This is a genomic window from Kitasatospora sp. SUK 42, assembly GCF_015776785.2.
Lineage (GTDB): Bacteria > Actinomycetota > Actinomycetes > Streptomycetales > Streptomycetaceae > Kitasatospora.
The window spans coordinates 154,840-172,505 of the sequence record NZ_LFMD02000003.1; the positions used below are offsets into that span (position 1 = coordinate 154,840).

13 protein-coding genes and 1 pseudogene are annotated in these 17,666 nt (G+C 71.6%); 5 read left to right on the top strand and 9 right to left on the bottom strand.

The genetic code is table 11. The features are described 5' to 3' along the window. Positions 1 to 127: 127 nt before the first annotated feature. Complete coding sequence (locus tag RZ50_RS10285; RefSeq protein ID WP_196948145.1) at positions 128 to 328, top strand: hypothetical protein; 201 nt, start codon at positions 128 to 130, stop codon at positions 326 to 328. A 36-nt stretch (positions 329 to 364) separates the two neighbouring features. Here RZ50_RS10285 and RZ50_RS10290 read toward each other — a convergent pair whose 3' ends face one another. Beyond that, the gene (locus RZ50_RS10290) at positions 365 to 2,410 is read right to left on the bottom strand and encodes an FG-GAP-like repeat-containing protein (protein ID WP_217680479.1); all 2,046 of its coding nucleotides are present in this window, start codon (positions 2,408 to 2,410) and stop codon (positions 365 to 367) included. A gap of 431 nt (positions 2,411 to 2,841) precedes the next feature. On the opposite strand from RZ50_RS10290, the gene RZ50_RS29855 reads away from it, so the two are divergent. The 3 genes from RZ50_RS29855 to RZ50_RS10305 all read left to right on the top strand — a co-directional run bounded on the left by RZ50_RS29855 (position 2,842) and on the right by RZ50_RS10305 (position 6,624). Next, positions 2,842 to 4,812, top strand: coding sequence for an FG-GAP-like repeat-containing protein (locus RZ50_RS29855; protein ID WP_196948147.1), 1,971 nt, complete (start codon positions 2,842 to 2,844; stop codon positions 4,810 to 4,812). Positions 4,813 to 4,981: 169 nt separating this feature from the next. Then, positions 4,982 to 6,031: a LacI family DNA-binding transcriptional regulator gene (locus RZ50_RS10300; protein ID WP_196948148.1), complete on the top strand. Its 1,050-nt coding sequence runs from the start codon at positions 4,982 to 4,984 to the stop codon at positions 6,029 to 6,031. Between the two features lie 191 nt (positions 6,032 to 6,222). After that, positions 6,223 to 6,624: a helix-turn-helix domain-containing protein gene (locus tag RZ50_RS10305; RefSeq protein ID WP_196948156.1), complete on the top strand. Its 402-nt coding sequence runs from the start codon at positions 6,223 to 6,225 to the stop codon at positions 6,622 to 6,624. Between the two features lie 547 nt (positions 6,625 to 7,171). On the opposite strand, the gene RZ50_RS10310 is transcribed toward RZ50_RS10305, so the two are convergent. From RZ50_RS10310 to RZ50_RS10340, 7 genes are all read right to left on the bottom strand, one after another. Then, on the bottom strand, positions 7,172 to 8,008 hold the full coding sequence (locus RZ50_RS10310) for a sigma-70 family RNA polymerase sigma factor (protein WP_308271772.1): 837 nt from the start codon (positions 8,006 to 8,008) through the stop codon (positions 7,172 to 7,174). A 937-nt stretch (positions 8,009 to 8,945) separates the two neighbouring features. Then, entirely contained in the window at positions 8,946 to 9,464 is a 519-nt protein-coding gene (locus RZ50_RS10315; protein ID WP_196948150.1) for a hypothetical protein, read from the bottom strand. Further along, positions 9,461 to 10,537, bottom strand: coding sequence for an SCO0930 family lipoprotein (locus RZ50_RS10320; RefSeq protein WP_254802442.1), 1,077 nt, complete (start codon positions 10,535 to 10,537; stop codon positions 9,461 to 9,463). The genes RZ50_RS10315 and RZ50_RS10320 overlap by 4 nt, the downstream gene beginning before the upstream one ends. A 218-nt stretch (positions 10,538 to 10,755) precedes the next feature. Next, positions 10,756 to 12,198: an NADH-quinone oxidoreductase subunit NuoF family protein gene (locus RZ50_RS10325; RefSeq protein WP_196948151.1), complete on the bottom strand. Its 1,443-nt coding sequence runs from the start codon at positions 12,196 to 12,198 to the stop codon at positions 10,756 to 10,758. Further along, positions 12,195 to 13,148, bottom strand: a complete 954-nt coding sequence (locus tag RZ50_RS10330) for a ferric reductase-like transmembrane domain-containing protein (RefSeq protein ID WP_196948152.1) — start codon at positions 13,146 to 13,148, stop codon at positions 12,195 to 12,197. Before RZ50_RS10330 ends, RZ50_RS10325 begins: the two co-directional genes overlap by 4 nt. A gap of 158 nt (positions 13,149 to 13,306) precedes the next feature. After that, a complete protein-coding gene (locus RZ50_RS10335) occupies positions 13,307 to 14,602 on the bottom strand; it encodes a DUF1996 domain-containing protein (protein ID WP_308271577.1) in 1,296 nt (431 codons plus the stop codon). 167 nt (positions 14,603 to 14,769) lie between these two features. Next, a complete protein-coding gene (locus RZ50_RS10340; RefSeq protein WP_196948154.1) occupies positions 14,770 to 15,504 on the bottom strand; it encodes a DUF4142 domain-containing protein in 735 nt (244 codons plus the stop codon). Positions 15,505 to 16,459: 955 nt separating this feature from the next. Here RZ50_RS10340 and RZ50_RS10345 point away from each other — a divergent pair. Continuing rightward, complete coding sequence (locus RZ50_RS10345) at positions 16,460 to 17,389, top strand: LysR family transcriptional regulator (protein ID WP_196948155.1); 930 nt, start codon at positions 16,460 to 16,462, stop codon at positions 17,387 to 17,389. Positions 17,390 to 17,397: 8 nt separating this feature from the next. Here RZ50_RS10345 and RZ50_RS10350 read toward each other — a convergent pair. After that, a pseudogene (locus RZ50_RS10350) lies at positions 17,398 to 17,666 on the bottom strand (IS110 family transposase); the annotation flags it as partial.

Sequence of the window (17,666 nt, forward strand, 5' to 3'; positions counted from 1 at the left end):
CTCGACAGTCACGCCCGCAGCGGCTTCTGTTAGGACCCACCGCGCTCCTGACCGGGTCGGCGAGGGTCGCGCCCTTGGCGACGAGCTGCTCGGCCTTGCCGGCCGAGCGGTTCCAGACGGTCGGCGGGTGGCCCTTGCCCAGGAAGGCCGCGGCCGGCACCTGGCCCATCACCCGCGGTGGACGGTGCACGACCTGCCCGCCGGACACGACGTCACGGCCGAGGCCCCGGGCGACCTGCTGGACGTCCTCCTCGCCATCGGCGAGCCGCCCCGCCCGGTGGGCCACCGCTGCGAACGGTGGTCCCGCGCAAGCGCATGGGCCGGGTAGGACGAGTTGGACGAGTTGGACGGGCCGACCGGCCGGTCACCAGCCGTCGGTGAGCCGGAAGGCGTGGGAGAAGGAGGCTCCGCCCGTGTTCATCCATTCGTCGAGGACGCCGTAGGTGTCGTTGCGGGCGATGAGGTCGGCGCGGCCGGTGCCCCGGAAGTCGCCGGCGACCGTCTGCGAGAACGGACCCCACCCATCGGTCACGAGCACGCGACCGGCAAAGGTACCGTCCCCGTTACCGGGCCACATGTACAGGTTGCCCGTCGCGTCCTCCCTCGCCATCAGGTCCGCGTGACCGGTCCCCCGGAAATCGCCGGCGACCGTCTGCGAGAACGGACCCCACCCATCGGTCACGAGCACGCGACCGGCAAAGGTACCGTCCCCGTTACCGGGCCACATGTACAGGTTGCCCGTCGCGTCCTCCCTCGCCATCAGGTCCGCGTGACCGGTCCCCCGGAAATCGCCGGCGACCGTCTGCGAGAACGGACCCCACCCATCGGTCACGAGCACGCGACCGGCAAAGGTACCGTCCCCGTTACCGGGCCACATGTACAGGTTGCCCGTCGCGTCCTCCCTCGCCATCAGGTCCGCGCGGCCGGTGCCCCGGAAATCGCCGGCGGTGGTCTGGGAGAACGCGCCCCAGCCGGCCGTCAGGTCGGTCCTGGCCGTGAAGGACCCGTCTCCCAGCCCCGCCCACTCGTACAGGTGCCCGTCCGAGTCGTCGCGGGCGACGAGGTCGCCGATGCCCTTGCCGTGGAAGGCTCCGGCCGTCGTCTGGGAGAAGGTGTGGGAGGGGCTGGTCGGGGCGGGCCGCGGGGTGAGGACCTCGGCGAGGGCCGTGTTCCCGTTGGTGGTGAAGTGCAGGTGGTCGGAGGAGACGTAACCGGCGAACGCGGCGCTCGGGTTGAGCGGGTCGCGGGTCGCCTGGTCGAAGTCGTGGAAGCCGTCGATGGCCGTCGTCGTGCGGATCCAGTCGTTGACGCACTGGCGCACCCGGTCGCGGGCGGCGGTGTAGTCGGTGTAGCCCTGGAAGGCGGGGATGGTGGCAACGGTGAAGCGCAGCCCGGCCGCGTGCGCGCGTGAGGCCAGCTGCTGGATCCCCGATTCGAGCGCGGAGTCGGAGGCGTCGTCCATCGTGATGTCATTGATGCCCTCGTAGAGCACGACGCTCCGCACTCCGGTCTGGGAGAGGACGTCCCGGTCGAAGCGGTTGAGCGCGCTCTGACCGAAGCCGACGCGTCCTCCCGTCCCGTCGGTGAGGATCCGGTTGCCGGAGATGCCCTTGTTGACGATGCCCTCGGGCGTCGGTCGGGCGCTGAGGGCGCGCCCGTAGTCATCGGCCCAGCGGGTGTTGGAGTCCTGGTTGGTGTGCCCGCCGTCCACCTGCGAGTCGCCGAGGGCGACCACCGTCCCGCCGCTGCCGGCGGCCGTGACGTCCAGGCCGCCGAGGAAGGCCCAGTAGGCGTACGGGGTGGAGAGGTTGGTGCCGCCCGTGTCCTGGGTGCGGTCGGCACCGTCGCCGGGGGCGGAGGTGTAGGAGGTGGTGAGCGTGTACGGGTGGTAGGGCGCGGTGGTGACCCCGTCGGGCAGCCAGAGGCTGACCAGCAGGTTCTCGTCTGCGGTGACCGGAAAGGCGACGGGGTCGCTGTAGACCTCGCCGCCGGGTGGGACGACGGTGCGGCCCGAACCGCCGAACGTCAGGGTGACCGGCGTGGCCGCCGCCGTGGCCGGGTTCCCGTTCCGGGCGGAAGTCCTGTCCTGGGCCGCGACGGTGACGTGCCCGATGGTCACCGGGTCCGGGCTGAAGGTGTTCACCAGGTGGATCCGGGCGGAGCTGCCGCCGATGCTGGTGTGGACGACCATGCGCAGGGTCTGCTGCCCCGTCACGCCCGAGGATGCCGGCGGCCCGGCCAGGCTCATGGCGGTACCCCAACTCCCCGTCCAGGCCGAGGACTCGGGGCGCGGCGCGCCCGGGCCCGACGGGAGCGCGGCGGGGACCGGCCCGCAGCCGGCGGCCGCGTTCGCCGGGGCCGCGGGCGGCAGGGCGGCGAACGCGCCGAGGACGACGGCGGCTGCCGTCATGGCGGACAGGCGGCCCCGCGGTGGGCGGTGGGCGACGTGCACAGGAGTCCTTTCGCCGGGTACGGAAAACCATTTTCCCGCATGGCTCGGGTGACGAAGAAATGGCGGCGATCCGCTTCCCGAAGGAGGAGGTCCGAGAATGCGCCGAGAAATCTCGGAGCCCGCTCGCCATCCACCATGCAATCACCGCCGCCCCGGATTTCGCCAGGAGGAACATCAGGCGGAAACCATGGGGAAGTTCCAGCAGAAACTGTGCCGAACAGGCAAGATCGGCGAGAAACAGACGGAGTGACTTGATTGCACGTCAGTTGACTGTCGCGCCTGACGGGATTTGCGATATACCGTCTCGGGCACTTCCCGCCCTGCAATCCGCCAATCTCCTCCTGGCGTGATCACCTGCCGACCTCGAATCTCGAATGAGGGGAAATCACATGGCAATCGGACGACGGCAACTCCTCACCTCCCTCGCGCTGACCGCCCTCGCCGCACCCGTCCTGGCCAAGGGGACCGCGACCCGCGCCTCCGCGGCCACGGGTACGGGTACGGGTACGGGTACGGGTACGGGTACGGCCGCACGTATGGCCGCCGGCTCCGGGCCGCTGTTCATGCAGGTCGTCGCCCACGAGGACGACGACATCCTGTTCATGAACCCGGACCTGTCCAACGCCCTCGGCGACGGCACGCCGTCCGTCACGGTGTTCGTCACCGCCGGGAACATCACCGGTGACCCGTGCGTGGGCGGCTGCTGGGACCCCGCCGGCGACCCACTGCGCACCTGGAACCGCCAGATGGGCGCCGTCAACGCCTACTCCCGGATGACCGGGGTCGGCGACAACGACCCGGCGACCGACGAGATCGGGCACTGGACGGTCGAGGCGTGGACGGTCGCGGGCAAGCAGGTCGAGCGGTACATGCTCAAGGACCGGCCGGTGCACCTGATCTTCCTCAACCTGCACGACGCCGGGCTCGCCAACGTGCTGAACGGCGGCACCGACACCACGGTCGTCCCGAAGGACAGCCCGCTGTCCGGGCCGTCGACCTACACGGCGGCGGACGTCGTCGAGGTACTGCGGCAGATCATGGTGACGTACCAGCCGACCGTGCTCCGGGCCCAGGACGAACTCCCGGACACCCGCTACAAGGACGACCACTCGGACCACATCTCCGCCGCGAAGTTCGCGGGCGTGGCGGCGAGCCAGTACGGCGGCTCGCTGATCCAGGTGAACTACCGGGACTACAACATCAGCGACTGCCCGGTGAACCTCGACCCGGCAACGGTCGACGCCAAGGGCGTGTTCGTCTCCGAGTACGCCAGCCACGACCACTCGGGGAACTACGAAACCGCCTGGTTCTCCCGGATGTACTACCGCTGGTCGCGGGGCACCTCCTGGGCCGGGCTGAACCAGGACGGCCGGCCGCAGGTCTTCGTCGTCCGGGCGGGCTCCCTCTACACGTACTGGCGCCAGGGGGACGGCAGTTGGGGCGGCCCGGCACCGTTCGCCGACCCGGGCGGGCGGCTGGCGCCGAGCATAGCCGTCGGCACCAACGCGGACGGCCGGATGGAGGTCTTCGCCCGCCGCCTCACCGACCACCACATCGTCTCCGTCCCGCAGACCACGCCCAACGGCGTGTGGCGGGACAGCTGGGCCGACCTCGGCAACCCCAACGCCGGGCTCAACAACGCGGGCCAGGTCGGCGTGCCCGCGGTGGTCGCCTCCCAGGACGGCCGGCTGGAGCTCTTCCTCAAGAACGGCGGCGGCGGCCTCAGCGCGATCCGGCAGACCAGCCCGAACGGCGCCTGGACGACCACCTGGGATGACCTGCACGGCACCGACATCCAGGACCCGGTCACCGCGATCCGCAACGGCGTCGGGAGGATCGAGGTCTTCGCCAGCACCCGCGACGGGGTCGTCAACTGGTGGCAGACCGCTCCGAACGACGCCATCAACGGCCCGGGGCCGATCCCGAACTCCCGGCCGGCCAGCCCGCCCAAGGCCGCGCTCGACCAGGACGGCCGCATCGAACTCGCCTATCGCGAGGCCGGCACCGGCGCGATGCTCGTCAGCTACCAGACCCAGCCGGGCGGACCGTGGAGCCAGTCCCCGGCACCCCTCGGCGGCCACAAGGGCGTGGGCGAGCCGGCGATGGCCAACCTCGGCGGGCGGGTCGTCCTGTTCGAGCGCAACGGCGGCGGCGGCGTCAGCACCACCGCCCAGACCGCCCCGAACGCCGGCTACGGCGCCTGGCAGGACCTCGGCGGCACCGTCCTCGACTACCCGACCACGATCGTCGACGGCGGCGGCGTCCTGTACGTGTTCGCCATCGGCACGGACGGCCGCGTCTACTACCGCACGGGCACGACGCCCACCAACCTCGGCGGCTGGCAGGGCATGCCCCTGTGACCGCCGGTCCCGTCGGCCGGTCGGACACCCTCCCGACCGGCCGACGGGCCGGGCCCGTGGGAGCGCCCGTGGGAGCGCCCGTGGAAGCGCCCGTGGAAGCGCCGGTGGGAGCGCTCTCACTCCGTGTAGGATGGCCACTCCCGAGAGTGAGCCACACCGGAGTGTGATCATGACCCGAACTGACAGGCCGGGCCCCGGAGACGCCCGGTCTGCCGCGCGACCAACGGTGGAGGACGTGGCCGCCCGCGCGGGAGTCAGCCGGGGAACGGTGTCCCGGGTCATCAACGGTTCGCCCAAGGTGAGCGCCAGGGCGAGGGAGGCCGTGGAGCACGCCGTCGCCGAGCTCGGCTACGTACCCAACCAGGCGGCACGGTCCCTGGTGACCTCGCGCACCGACGTCGTCGCCCTGGTCGTCCCGGAGAGCCTGGCGCGGCTGAGGTCGGAGCCGTACTTCGCGGACGTCATCACCGGGATCTCCGACGAACTCGCGTCGACCGACCTTCAGTTGCTGCTGACCCTGGTCCGCAACGAGGACGAGCGCGAGCGTCTGACGCGCTACCTCACCGCGCGTCGGGTCGACGGGGTGCTCCTGGTCTCGGTGCGCCAGGACGACCTGTTGCCCGACCTGCTCGAACAGCTCGGGATGCCGGCCGTGCTGGGCGGTCGCCGGTCCGAGCGCGAATCGCTGAGCTACGTCCACGCCGACAACGCCGGCGGGGCCCGGGCGGCCGTCCGACACCTGGTCGGGCGCGGCCGCACCAGAGTGGCCACCATCACGGGGCCGCTCGCCATGGAGGCGGCCGGGGCACGCCTGGCGGGGTACCGGGAGGCGCTCGCGGAGGCCGGCCTCGCTCCGGAGGACGCGCTCGTCGCCCACGGCGACTTCACCGAGGCGGGCGGCTACGCGGCGATGTGCGAGCTCCTGGCCGAAATGCCCACCCTCGATGCCGTGTTCTGCGCCTCCGACCTGATGGCCGTGGGCGCGTTCCGGGCGCTGCGCGAGGCCGGGCGGCGCGTGCCGGGAGACGTGGCCGTCGTCGGCTTCGACGACTCCGTCATCGCCCGTAGCACCGAGCCGCCCCTCACCAGTGTTCGCCAACCGACCGAGGCGATGGGGCGGTTGATGGTTCAGCTGCTGCTCGACGAGATCGCCGAACCCGGGCGGCCGCGTCGCCAGGTGATCCTTCCGACCGAACTGACGGTCCGTGCCTCGGCCTGAAGGCCTCGGACGGCTTCGAACTGAACGTCCGTCACGTTTCGTTGTTCCGGTATGAGCCACTGCCGCGTTTCGCGGCTGACCTGGGCATGAGGTGCTGCTACGCTCCCGATGGGTGTGGGAGCGCTCCCACGCGCCAAGATTCTGGGGGTGACGTGTCGAAGGCACAACAAGGGGATTCGGCATTCGGGGGCATGCTGAGGACGCTTCGTCGTGAAGTGGGATTCACACATGAGGAACTCGCCCGGCGTTCCCAGGTCAGTGTGAGGACGATCAGCGACATCGAGCGGGGCCGGGTGCGCCGACCACAGCGCCGCTCCGTCCAGCAGCTCGCGGAGGCGCTCGGCCTGGGGACCTCGCGATTAGAATGGTTTCTCCGTGCCGCGCGAGCCGTTCCCGGCAGCGGGCTCGATCAGCCGGACGGGAGCCGTCGCGAGACGCCGGCCGCCGGGGAGGTGGACGAACAGCCGTCCGCGGTGGTCGTGATGGTCCTGCCGTTGACCGCGATCGGCGAGAGCAGCCCGTGCTGTCGGCGCCGCCGACGCTGTCCGCAACCCCGCCCGGTCCGGCCCCGACACCTGCGCCGGGCCGGTTGACAGCCGTCACGTGCGGCGGGCAGGCGCCGGCGGCCACGAGGACGCCGAACGCGTACGCCCGCCCCACCAGCGCCGTCCGGTTGGGGACGCGCCACCGGCGGCTGAGCCGGGCGAGGTGGTGGTTGACGCCGTCCGCGGTCAGGCCGACCTCCCTGCCGATCCGGGCGGTGGTGTCACCCCAGGCGGCCGCGGGCCGACACCCACACCGAGCGCTGGTCCGACCCGAGCCCGTGATGGTTGCCCATGACCACAACTCCTGGGAACCAGGCTCGGGTCGCGGTGCGGCTCTCGCAGTTCAGTGGGTGCTACGCGGTGGCGTAGCGACGGTCCGACCCCGGCCAACCGTCACTTCATGGTGGGATGCCGGCCTTGGAAGTTCGCCCTCCGGATTCGCCTCGATGGCACTGGTTCGAACGACGAAGGCGTCACCTGGACGCGCACCGGCGAGGACAGTTACACCGTCCGGGCAGGCACAGCGGCTGTCGTCGACCTTGAGGGACTTCCAGTCGAACCGCTCGCATTGGCCGTGCGTGTCGAGGACGGCTCCTCACCGACGCCGGACCGGGCGCCGGCCTCGCCGCGCGGCCTCGGGGCTCGGGGCGGTCGGCGCCGCCTCCACCGCGCAGTGGTTGGCGCGGTCGGCCTCCCCCGCCACCCGGGCGCAGCCCTCGCAGTTCTCCAGGTGCCGGGCCGGTTCGGGGCCGCGCCGTCGGCCGGGGCACCGGATGGCCTCGGCCCTGCGGGCGATGAAGTAGCGGCACGCCGGCTCGGCCGCCTCGTCCACGTCCTCGCGCAGGTAGGCCTCGCGCAGTCCCTCCCGGGCCCGCGCGGCGAGGGAGCGCACTCCGCTCGGTGTCATCCCCATCCGTTGCGCGACGGCGGCCGCCGGCTCCCCCTCCACGACGGTGAGCCAGAGGAGCGCCTGCCACCGCTCGGGAAGGGAGCGGTAGGCCCTGGTGACCAGGGCGGTCTCCTCGGTGGCGAGCAGCGCGGCCTCGGTCTCCGCGTCCCCGGCAAGGTGTTCGACCCAGGTCTCGAAATCCTCCGGCAGCAACACGCGCCGGGCGAAGTGCCTGCTCCACTCCATCGCGGTGCGGCGGACACAGGCCATCAGGTAGGGACGCCAGGCGTGGCGCGGTCCGTGGCCACGCGCCACCGACATGTACGTACGGGCGTAGGCCTCGGCGGCGAGGTCCTGCGCGGTCTGCGGGTCACGGCAGTAGCTGCGCGCGTAAGCCAGCACCGCGCCGTGGTGGCGGGTGAAGGCCTCGGCCATCACCTCTCCTACACGGGAGGTGTCGGTGGCGGTCGTGGCGGGAAGGACCGCGGAGAGCTCGACGTCGCTCAAGGTACTCAGACCCAGTCCGTAGTCGTCGGAACGCACGGTCAATGTGTTCTCCTCAGGTCTGGTTGCCCGTGACGGACAGGTCGCGCGCACCAGGGGTACGGCGGCCGCAGCACGGGGCCGGGGAAGGTCGGGCGTGGCTCGGTTGTCGGCGAGGCGGGCAGGCGCGGCACTGCACCTGGCGGCTCTTGGGTGGACGGGCGCGGGGGCATCCGGTCGCGGCGGGCGTGACGTCGGTCGATGCCCTCGGCCTGACCGGGTTGGACGACACCGGTGCCGGACGGCTGCCGTGCCGTCGGGAGGCGGTGGAGAGTGGTCCACAGCACACCAGCCGAGCGGCGTTCGGGCAAACGTCTCCCTGCCCGCCGCCCAACCGCCCATTCCCAAACCGAATAGCGAGCGGCGCCCGTCGGGCGGTGCGCGAGGACGCCGGGTCGCTCGGCGGCCCGTGTCTTTGCAGACCCCACTGGTCCCGTCGGTCCCCACCTCACGGCCGGCGCCATGGCCATAACAGAAATGCCGGTTCGGGTTTGGCATGTTCCGAATCGGCAGCGCACCGCAACCGATGACACTGTGACGGAAGGGCGGCACCCGCCACCGTCACCTGTCGCATCGTCAGAAAGTACTTAGCCAGGGCGTGTTCGACTCATCACCATCGACGCGACAGGCACCGACTCGCCGAGGTGATCGCCGGCATGCCCGGCATCGGCGAGTTCCTAGCCGCCACCGCCGGCGACATGAGCCCGCTACGGCAGCTCGGATCGCCTGGCCGGCCTGGCCGGAGTCGCGCCGGTCCCGCGACTCCGGCGGGCGGACCAGATCACCTGAGACGTCGAGCGAATCGGACCAGATCATTTGAGACAGGGACCAGATCGTCAGAGACAGGACAGCGATGCCACGGAGACTCCCGCGGGCCTGGGCCCGCGGGAGTCTCCGTGGCATCGCCACCACCCCATCGGTCAAACGCTCGCCAGGGTCAGTCGGCCCCGGACGGGTCGTGGGCGGTGTCATCGGTACGGTCGCCGCGATCGCCGTGGTCGGCGTGCCCGGTGTGGTCGGCGCCGCCCGTGATCACCCCGCCCAACTTCGCGTGCAGGAGGTCCGCCGTGGTGTCGGACAGGACGACCACCCACCGGTCGCCCACCAGGTACGAGCCTCCGTACGCCTCGGCCCCCGACGTCCAGGCCGTCTGGGCCCCGGTGGTCGGGAAGGTGGCGATCCAGACCTCGTCGTCGCCGAGGGTGCACAGCCCCTGGCGGAGGTCCACGGTGTCGGCGGTGATGTCGACCGGACAGCCGATCCGCTGGGCCAGGTCCTCCACCGAGGCCCGGGCGGCGTCTGCCGACGCCCGCGGCGGGGCGAGCAACCCCTGTGCACCGCCGAGCAGTTCGACGACGCCCAGGACGAGCAGGACGATCAGCGCGAGCCACTGGAGCGCGCGACGGACGGTCCTCTGCGACCGGACGGCCGCCACGGTGAAGTCCCCGGCCGTCACTTACCGGTCACCGGCTTTCCGGCGGGGTTGATGGCCGACCACAGGTTGTCCTTGCCGTTCCCGTTGGCGTCACCCTGGGCGTTGTCACCCGCGTAGGTGTAGACGGGCTTGCAGTTGACGGACAACTGCCAGGTGCCGTCGGAGCGCTGCATCTTGCCGATCAGCTTCGGGTCCACGCCCTTGACCTGGCTCGGGTCGACGGCGGGCGCCGGCTTCCAGGTCATCGCGCACTGGCCCTCGCACAGGGAACGCATCGGCCAGGACGGGTCCTTGGCGTACTGGTACAGCGTCATGCCGCGCGCGTCCACGACGATCGAGCCGAGCTGCGGCTGGGCGGTCACGGAGACCTGGGCCCCACCCGGGGCGGGCTGCGCCGGCTCGGGCTTCGGCGCCGCACCGGTCGGCGTGTCCGACGGGTAGGTCGACGCACCGGTGGCCGCGGCGGCCGCCTTCTTGCCGTCGGGCGCCAGGGCGAACCAGGTACCTCCGACGCCCTGGCCCTTGGTGTCGCCGGCCGCGGTGTCCTGCGCGTAGCGGTAGACCGGCCAGCCGCCCAGCGTCAGCTGCTTCGATCCGTCGGCCCGCGTGACCTCGCTGATCGCGCCGGCGTCGATCCCGCTCCCCGCGGTCGTGCCGTCCGTGGAGACCGGCGGCCAGGTCTTGGCACAGCCGTCGTTGCAGGTGGACATCGGGGGCTTGGCGGTGTCCTTGTCGAACCGGTAGAGGGTGAAGCCATTGCCGTCGGTGACGACCATGCCGAGCTTGGCGTCGTTGCGCACGGTCAGCGCTCCCCCGGCCTGGCCCCCGCCCTGGCCCCCGCCCTGGCCCCCGACCGCCGACGCGCCGCTGGAGCGACCTCCGGCGGACGGCGACGCTCCGCCACCGCCGTAGGAGTCGTACGCGCCGTAGGATCCGCTGCCGGCCGGCGCGGCGTCCTGCGCGCCCACCAGCTGGTCGGAGCCCGACCCGGACGGCGTCTTCGCGCTGCTGCTCATGCTGCTCAACAGGGCCATCACCACGAGCCCGACCAGCAGCAGGCAGAGCCCGACCAGTCCGTATCGCTTCGTCAACATGTTCCTTGCCTTTCCATCGGTGGAATCCGGCCTTCCGTGGATGTGCGCGTCTCCGGTGATCCCGTCCGGCGTCGAACGCCGGTCCGCGGACACGGGACGTGGATTTCAGGGTCGATAGCCCTCCGGAACCTCTCGATCGGCCCGTCGCGGCGACGAGCGCCCCGGGCCACACGGGCCACGCTCGGGAAGGAGCGGCAGCGCCCGGAGCCGCGCCGGCCTCACTGGATCCGCAGCGCGAGCGCGGGACAACGGTCGACGGCTCGCGCCGCGCGGGAGAGCAACCGCGCGGGTACGGGCATCCTGCCCGCGGCGGGGAATCCGTCCGCGCCCAGCCGGATGACGTCGGGCAGGACGCCGGTGCACAGGCCGTGGGCCTCGCAGAGCGTCCAGTCGACCACGATGGTGCCGGCGCTCTCGACTTCCGGCAGCGGCAGGACGTCCTGCGACGGCCGTCCGCACCCTCCCTGGTACGAGTGCGCGACCAGGTCGTCGTCGAACACGGCCAGGGACGAGGCCACGAAACGGGCGGCGGCGTCGGGGTGGCTGCACGCCCCCCGACCGGTGACCGCCCGCATCCTGGCCTGCACCCGGTCGAGCGCGCGCTGGCCACCGCCGCGCACCAGGTCCTCAAGGGACGCGGTCAGGTCGGGGAGCCCCAGGTAGCAGGGCCCGCACTGGCCTGCCGTCTCGTCCGCCATCCAGCGGGAGATCCTGACGACCTCCCACAGTGGACAGGTCGTCTCCGGCAGCGGCAGGACGGCCCCGGCGCCCAGCGCCCCTCCGAGTCGCTGGAAGGACTGGCGGGACACCACGGCCGAGCGGGCGGCCTCGGGGGTCAGCCACTTCCCGTGGTAGCCGCCGACCAGGACCCCCTGTCCGACGTCCAGGCCGCACGCCGCCAGAACGGTCTCCAGCGGCACACCGGTGGGGGTCTCGACCACAGTCGAGCCGGCGATCGTGAGCAGCACCGTGCCAGGTTCCTCGGGGGTGCCGATCTCCCGGTAGGGCAGCGCACCCCACCGGGCCGCCACGGCGAGCTGAGCGTACGTCTCGGCGTTGGACAGCAGCGTGGGGGCTCCCCCGACACCGCTGTCGCTGGTGCGCACGCCACCTCCCCGGGGCAGGGCGAGCCCGTTGGTGATGCCGCGGGCGAGGGCGCTCCCCTCGCCCGTGACGAACCGTTCGGGCAGCCGCACAACCGTCACCGGCGGCTTCACCGACCTCCGTTCGGCCAGCGCCCGGCGCAGGGACTCCTCGGTGTCGGTCCGCGTGACGCCGATCGCCACCTGTTCCGCGTCCAGCGCGGCAGCCGCGATCAGCGCACCGTCCACCACGAGGTGCGGGGTCCGCAGGAGCAGCGTGGTGTCCTTCAGGCAACTCGGTTCTCCTTCCGTTCCGTTGACGACCACGACCGGCCTGGTGCGGCGCCGGGCGACCGCCCTGACGACCGCCCTGAGCTTCCGGGCGAAGGGGAATCCGGCACCTCCCCGGCCGCGCAGGTCCACGTTCTCGGCCAGCTCGGCCAGCTCCTCCGCACGCAGCGCCGGCAGCTGACCGTGGACCACGAGGTGGGAGCGGTAGTCGACCCGCTCCAGGCTCTCCAGGCCTGCGAACAGGACCGGCCGTCCGAACCAGATGACGGGTGGGGGGAAGGCGCTCACCCGTCCTGCCGCCGACGTCCGAGTCCGATGCCGGCCAGGCCCGGACCAGCGGCCACGCCCCGCCCCACGGCCAGGCCCGGACCAGCGGCCATGGCCTGCCCGGCGGCCACCGGAACACGCGGGACGGTGATCTCGGGGCTCGTGACCACCGGCAGGCGCGGGACAGCGACCTCGGGGCCGCCGGCCTCCGGCGGGATCAGCCGGACGGGGACCTGGCGCGGGCCGGAGCGGTCCTGGAGGAGCAGCCTGAGCGTGAGCGCGACGATCACGCCCACGACGGCCACGCCGTACAGCAGCACCACCCAGGAGGGCGCGAGTCGGCCCGACTGCAGCCCGTGGACCAGGCCCGCGCCCCAGGCCGGGTACGAGACGAGGTGGATGACCCTCCACCGGCGCGCGTCACCCGAGCGGGCGAGCCTCCCGCGGGCCGCCCCGGCGAGCGCCACCGCGGGGAACAGGTAGCCGGCGACGGTCCCCAGTCCCAGGAGCAGCGGTCGGGCCGGGTCGGCGAACGGCACGAAGGCAGCGAGCGCGCCGATCTGTCCCATGATCAGTTTCATCCAGACGTGCAGGACCAGGAAGACGACGGCCGCGACGCCCATCGCACGGTGGACGGTCTGCGCGACGAGCCGGTGGACCGGGCTCAGGATCAGCCGGTCGGTCGCCGCCAGCCCCCACAGGACCGCGGAGGTCAACGACACGAGTGCGAGCACCCCGACGGCGTACATCAGGAACGACTGCAGTCTGGGGTCGACGACGACGGCCGTCACACCCAGGCCCGCCGCCAGCGGCGGCAGGAGCGACCACGGGCTCGACCGCTTGCGACCGCCCTCCGCAGGCTGGTCGCCCTCGGCCGCCGCGCGCGCCCGGCCGGCCCGCTCGACGCCCCGCGCGACGCCCCGCGGTACCGGGCCGAACCGCGACGGCCACCGCCTCTGCCCTCTCACCATTGCTGAGCCCTCCGGCCTCGTCCTGAACCTGCTGTCGAATCGGATGTCGGGATCCCGGCGCTGACGGCACGGGGAGTCGCGATCGCTCCCCCGCTCCGCTCCGGTCCGGGCCCTGCCCTGCCCTGCCCTGCGCGGGCCGCGGGCCGGCCCGGAAGGGGTCACCCGCAGCGACGCCCCTGGTTGATGCAACTGACCATCTGGTCCAGCAGGCCCTTGTTCATGTTGTTGATGAAGTCACCGTGATCGGTGATCGGGTTGTGCAGCTGCTCGGGGAAGCTGTCGACGGCGTACCGGACTCCGACCGGCACGTCGTAGGCGACGCGCTCGACCAGCTGGGGGATCGCCTTGAAGTTCTTCGGGCACGCGCCCGAAGCGTTGGAGAACGCGGTGTGGGTCCGGTGGTTGGCGCTGTCGATGTTCTTGCCGTCCCAGCAGTCCGGGAACTTCAGCGTCCGGACGACCCTGCTCCCCTGGGGGCAGATCGGGTACTTGCCGACAACCTGGCGGTTCTCGAAGCCGGTGCAGCTCCACGACGCCCGGACGTTCGCCGGCCCGTTGGTGAAGGCCTTGGCATCGCCGGTGATGATGCGCAGGAACCGGGTCATCGGCTGGACGGGGTTCCCGGTGCTGGAGGTGTACGTGATGTCCGCCTCGGCCGGGGTGAGGATCCGTCCCACGTTCCGGTCCTTGCCGCCGCCGGGAGCCTTGGCGTCCTTCTCGTTGGTGCCGTCGAAGACCCGCAGCACGGGCCAGTAGTACGCCGACTGGTCCCCGTTCGAGCATGTGGTGCCCGAGGTGGCGAGCTTGGCGTTGGAGGAGAACGCGTCCGTGGCCAGGTTCCCCACGTAGTCGTGCATGTGGTGCGCCCCGTTGCTCACGCCGGGGGCGACGATCACGTTGTCGGGGTTGAGGTGGCGGTTCTCGTTGCGCCCGCACCGGGAGGTGAAGGAGCCGGTGGCCGGCCCCTTACCGACGGTCGTCGGGACGTTCGGGGAGACGCTGTGTATGTCGACGAACCCGCGTTTGGGGAGGGACTTCGCCTGCTCGGCCGGCTTGGTCCGAGCGAGGACCCCGCCCTCACCGTCGACGCTGTACCCCGTGGCCGAGTCCTCGACCACCAGGTCGTGCCTGACCACGCACTTCGCCATCCCCGAGAGGTCCTGGGGCAGACCGGAGTCCGGGCCGGCGCTGCCCGACAGCTTCTTCAGGGTCTCCGCGCGCTTGTTGGCGAGGTCGCCCAGGACACGGTCCTCGTTGTCACCCGACCGGGGCGCGGACAGCCGGTTGTACGCGTCCGCCACCTGGACGTCGAGCTCGGCGAGGTTCTTGTCCACCGCGTCCTGGGACGCTTCCGGCACCTCGTTCAGGGCCACCCCGGCGTCGGCGCAGGCAACGGTACCGACCTGCGGGGACGCCGACCACTCACTCGAAGGACGCTGACCGGCGAAGGCCACCGCCGCGACCGTCCCTGCAGCGCCGGTACCGAGGATTCCCGCCAACAGCAGGGCGCCGGCCCTTCTCTTCGACGTGCCACGTTTATGAGACTTCATGTTCTTCGCACTCCTCAGGCGGAATCGGGCCTGCCGAGCAGGCCGCGGACAGCCGTCATCTGGGTCGTCGTCTAGCGGGTCGATCCGGCGAGCGCCGACGGGCTGCTCGCGGACGGAGCGGCCGAACCGGTCGGCAGCGCGGTGAGCTTGTCGAACTTCACGAGTCGGGTGTCCTCCAGGACGTTCATGTGGTCGAGCACCGTGCCGTTGGCCGTGTTCGCCAGATCCCGGACCGTGGAGTTCTGGGTGCCGGCGCGCACCTGGGCCACGACCGCGAACACCTGCCCGTGGGCGCTGCGCAGGAGGTTCGCGAAGAGTTCGTCGAACTCCCCGCCCTGCGCGGCATCCAACTGCTTGAGCCAGCCCTGCTGCTGTGCCGAGGGCTGGCTGGGCACGTCCAGGTTCAGGGTCCGGGCGGCGGTCAACACCGCCTTGTCGAGGTCGGTGTGACCTTGGACCAGGTGCTGGCCGGCCACCTTGACCTCGGGGCTGGTGCCCTTCGCGAGGGCCATCCGGCCTGCGGGGATCTCCCACAGTCCGGCCAGCCGCACCCGCTTGACGAAGTCACGGTCGAGGGCGGTGAGCGGCCCGGTCGGCGTCTGCACCACCCCTTGGTCATCGCTCACCGGGGCGCTGCGATAGGCACCGGCCGACTTCGCCACCGGATACACCAGGGCCGCCGCGGTGAGGATCATCGCGACGATGATCAGAAGGGTGGCGAACGACCTCGGAAGGCGGCTCACCAGGGGGAGGCCGTAGGCGGCCGCGGCCGTTCCCCGTCGGCGCTTCTTCCTCAAAGATGACATGGGGCTCCTCCTCCATCGCACCCGGAGGATCAGGGCCGCGCGGAACCCACGGGAACCGGTCCGGGTGGGCCTCGGTGGTCCGCGCGGTGATGACCCACGCGCAACGGTCCACGGACGGCGCGGCCGACGAGGGGATGACACGGCAGCGCGGGACGGGCCCGGGCGCACCGGGTGCCGTGCGTCGCCGGCACGGGATCGGCCGGCGTCAGCGGGCGGGCCTCAGCGCCCGTTCGTCCGGACGTTCCGCCCGCCGTCGGAGCCCCCCGGGAGCGCGCCGACCCGGATGGCCGGGGCGGGGCGCGGCCCGACGCACCGCGGCCCAGTGGCCGCCGCTCCGCCCCGCGTCCCTTCCCAGCGCGAAGAGTTCGTACGGAGTCGGCACCGGCGACCTGCCGCCGGAGCATGCTTTCCACATGGTGACACCCCTCTCTCTCGAAACCGTCGGCCCCAACCGGGCCGGACACGTATAGAGATGGGCCGCCGGAGGTTTCGTCCCGCCGCGTTGCCAATCCGTTATCTTCCGCGCGACACCCCGCACTCCTCACCCGCCACCGGAAGCAGCGCCCCGAAGGGCCACAAGTGCACGCACCGGCGATCGCCCGACGGGTATGCAGGAAGGCGTACTTGACGTGGCATCAGTCGCCACGAACCGCCACAACCGCACCGGCCGACGTCGGCACCCCTTCATGGCGATAGCTGACGCACCATCACATCGCTGTGATCGAAGGATGCTTCGCTCCGGTCAGGAGAGATCACCGTCGGAGCTCGGAGAGTCGAGTTGAGCCCCCGAATCGACGAACACCGGTCCGCCCCGCAATTGTGACAACCGAACAGGTATTCTCCGGGTTGCTTGGGGGCTATGGCCCCCACCAGGGGGTGACAGGAACTGCGGAAGCCTGTCCCGCGGCCCTCAGGCCCGAATGCCCTGCACCACATCCACGCGATCGGGGCCGTGATGCGACTCAACCTGAACCAGCTGGCGATCTTCGCGAAGGTCATCGAATGTGGTGGGTTCTCCGCGGCGGCCCAGGTGCTGTTCCTGAGTCAGTCCTCGGTCTCCAAGCAGGTGCAGAACCTGGAGACGTCCCTACGAACCGTCCTGGTCGACCGCTCGGGCCCGAAGATCCGTCCCACCCCGGCCGGACGGGTCCTGCTCGCCCAGACCAAGGAGATGCTGGCACTGGCCAATCACGCCGTCGGCGCCGTCCAGGCAGCCGCGCGCTGGCCGATCGAGCGCCTGGTGGTCGGCAGCACGACCACGGTCGGCGCCTACCTGCTGCCGGCGGTGATGCGGGAGCTGCGGCGCCGCGAACCCGACGGGCTGTTCACCGTGGCCGTCAACAGCCCCGAGTGCCTGGCCGACGCGCTCGAACAGGGCCGGATCGGCGTCGGCGTGGCCGACGGCCCGCTGCCCCCGGGTCGGTACGAGTCCGAGCAACTCGCCAGCGACGACATGGTGCTGATCTGCGCGCCCGACCATCCGTTGGCCGGGCAGGAGGTCACGCCGGCTGAGCTGTCCTCCGAGTCCTTCCTCCTCCTCGAACCGGGCTCCCGGACCCGACGACAGCTGCTGGAGCTCCTGCACACCTGGGACCTCGTCGGCGTGCGCACCCTCGACCTGTGGGGAACGGAGAGCATCCGGGAAGCCGTCCGCATCGGCCTCGGCGTCAGCCTGGTCCCTCGATGCTCCGTCCGCTTCGAGCTCATCCACGGCGTCCTCGCCGAACTCCACGCCCGCCCCGGCCCTGCCCCCCGCACCGTCACCGCCAACTGGACCCTCGCCCGCCCCCTCTCCACCTACGAGGAACTCCTGCTCTCCCTCCTCCACGAAGTGGCCGGCACCCCCACCATCCCCCACCGCCCCGCCGAACTCATCACCTCCTAATGCTGTTGTCAAGCAGCCGCTGTGACAGGGAGCCCACGATGGAAGCACTGTCCGTCACGGATGAGGGCCCACAGGACGTTGACGCGGCGGCGGGCCAGGGCAAGGACAGCCTGGGTGTGTCGCTTGCCTTCGGCGCGCTTGCGTTCGTAGAAACGGCGGGACTCCTCGCAGCTGCGGATGCTGATGAGCGCGGAGGTGTAGAAGACGCGTTGCAGCCCGCGGTGGTAGCGCCGGGGGCGGTGCAGGTTTCCGCTGATGTTGCCGGAGTCGCGGGGCA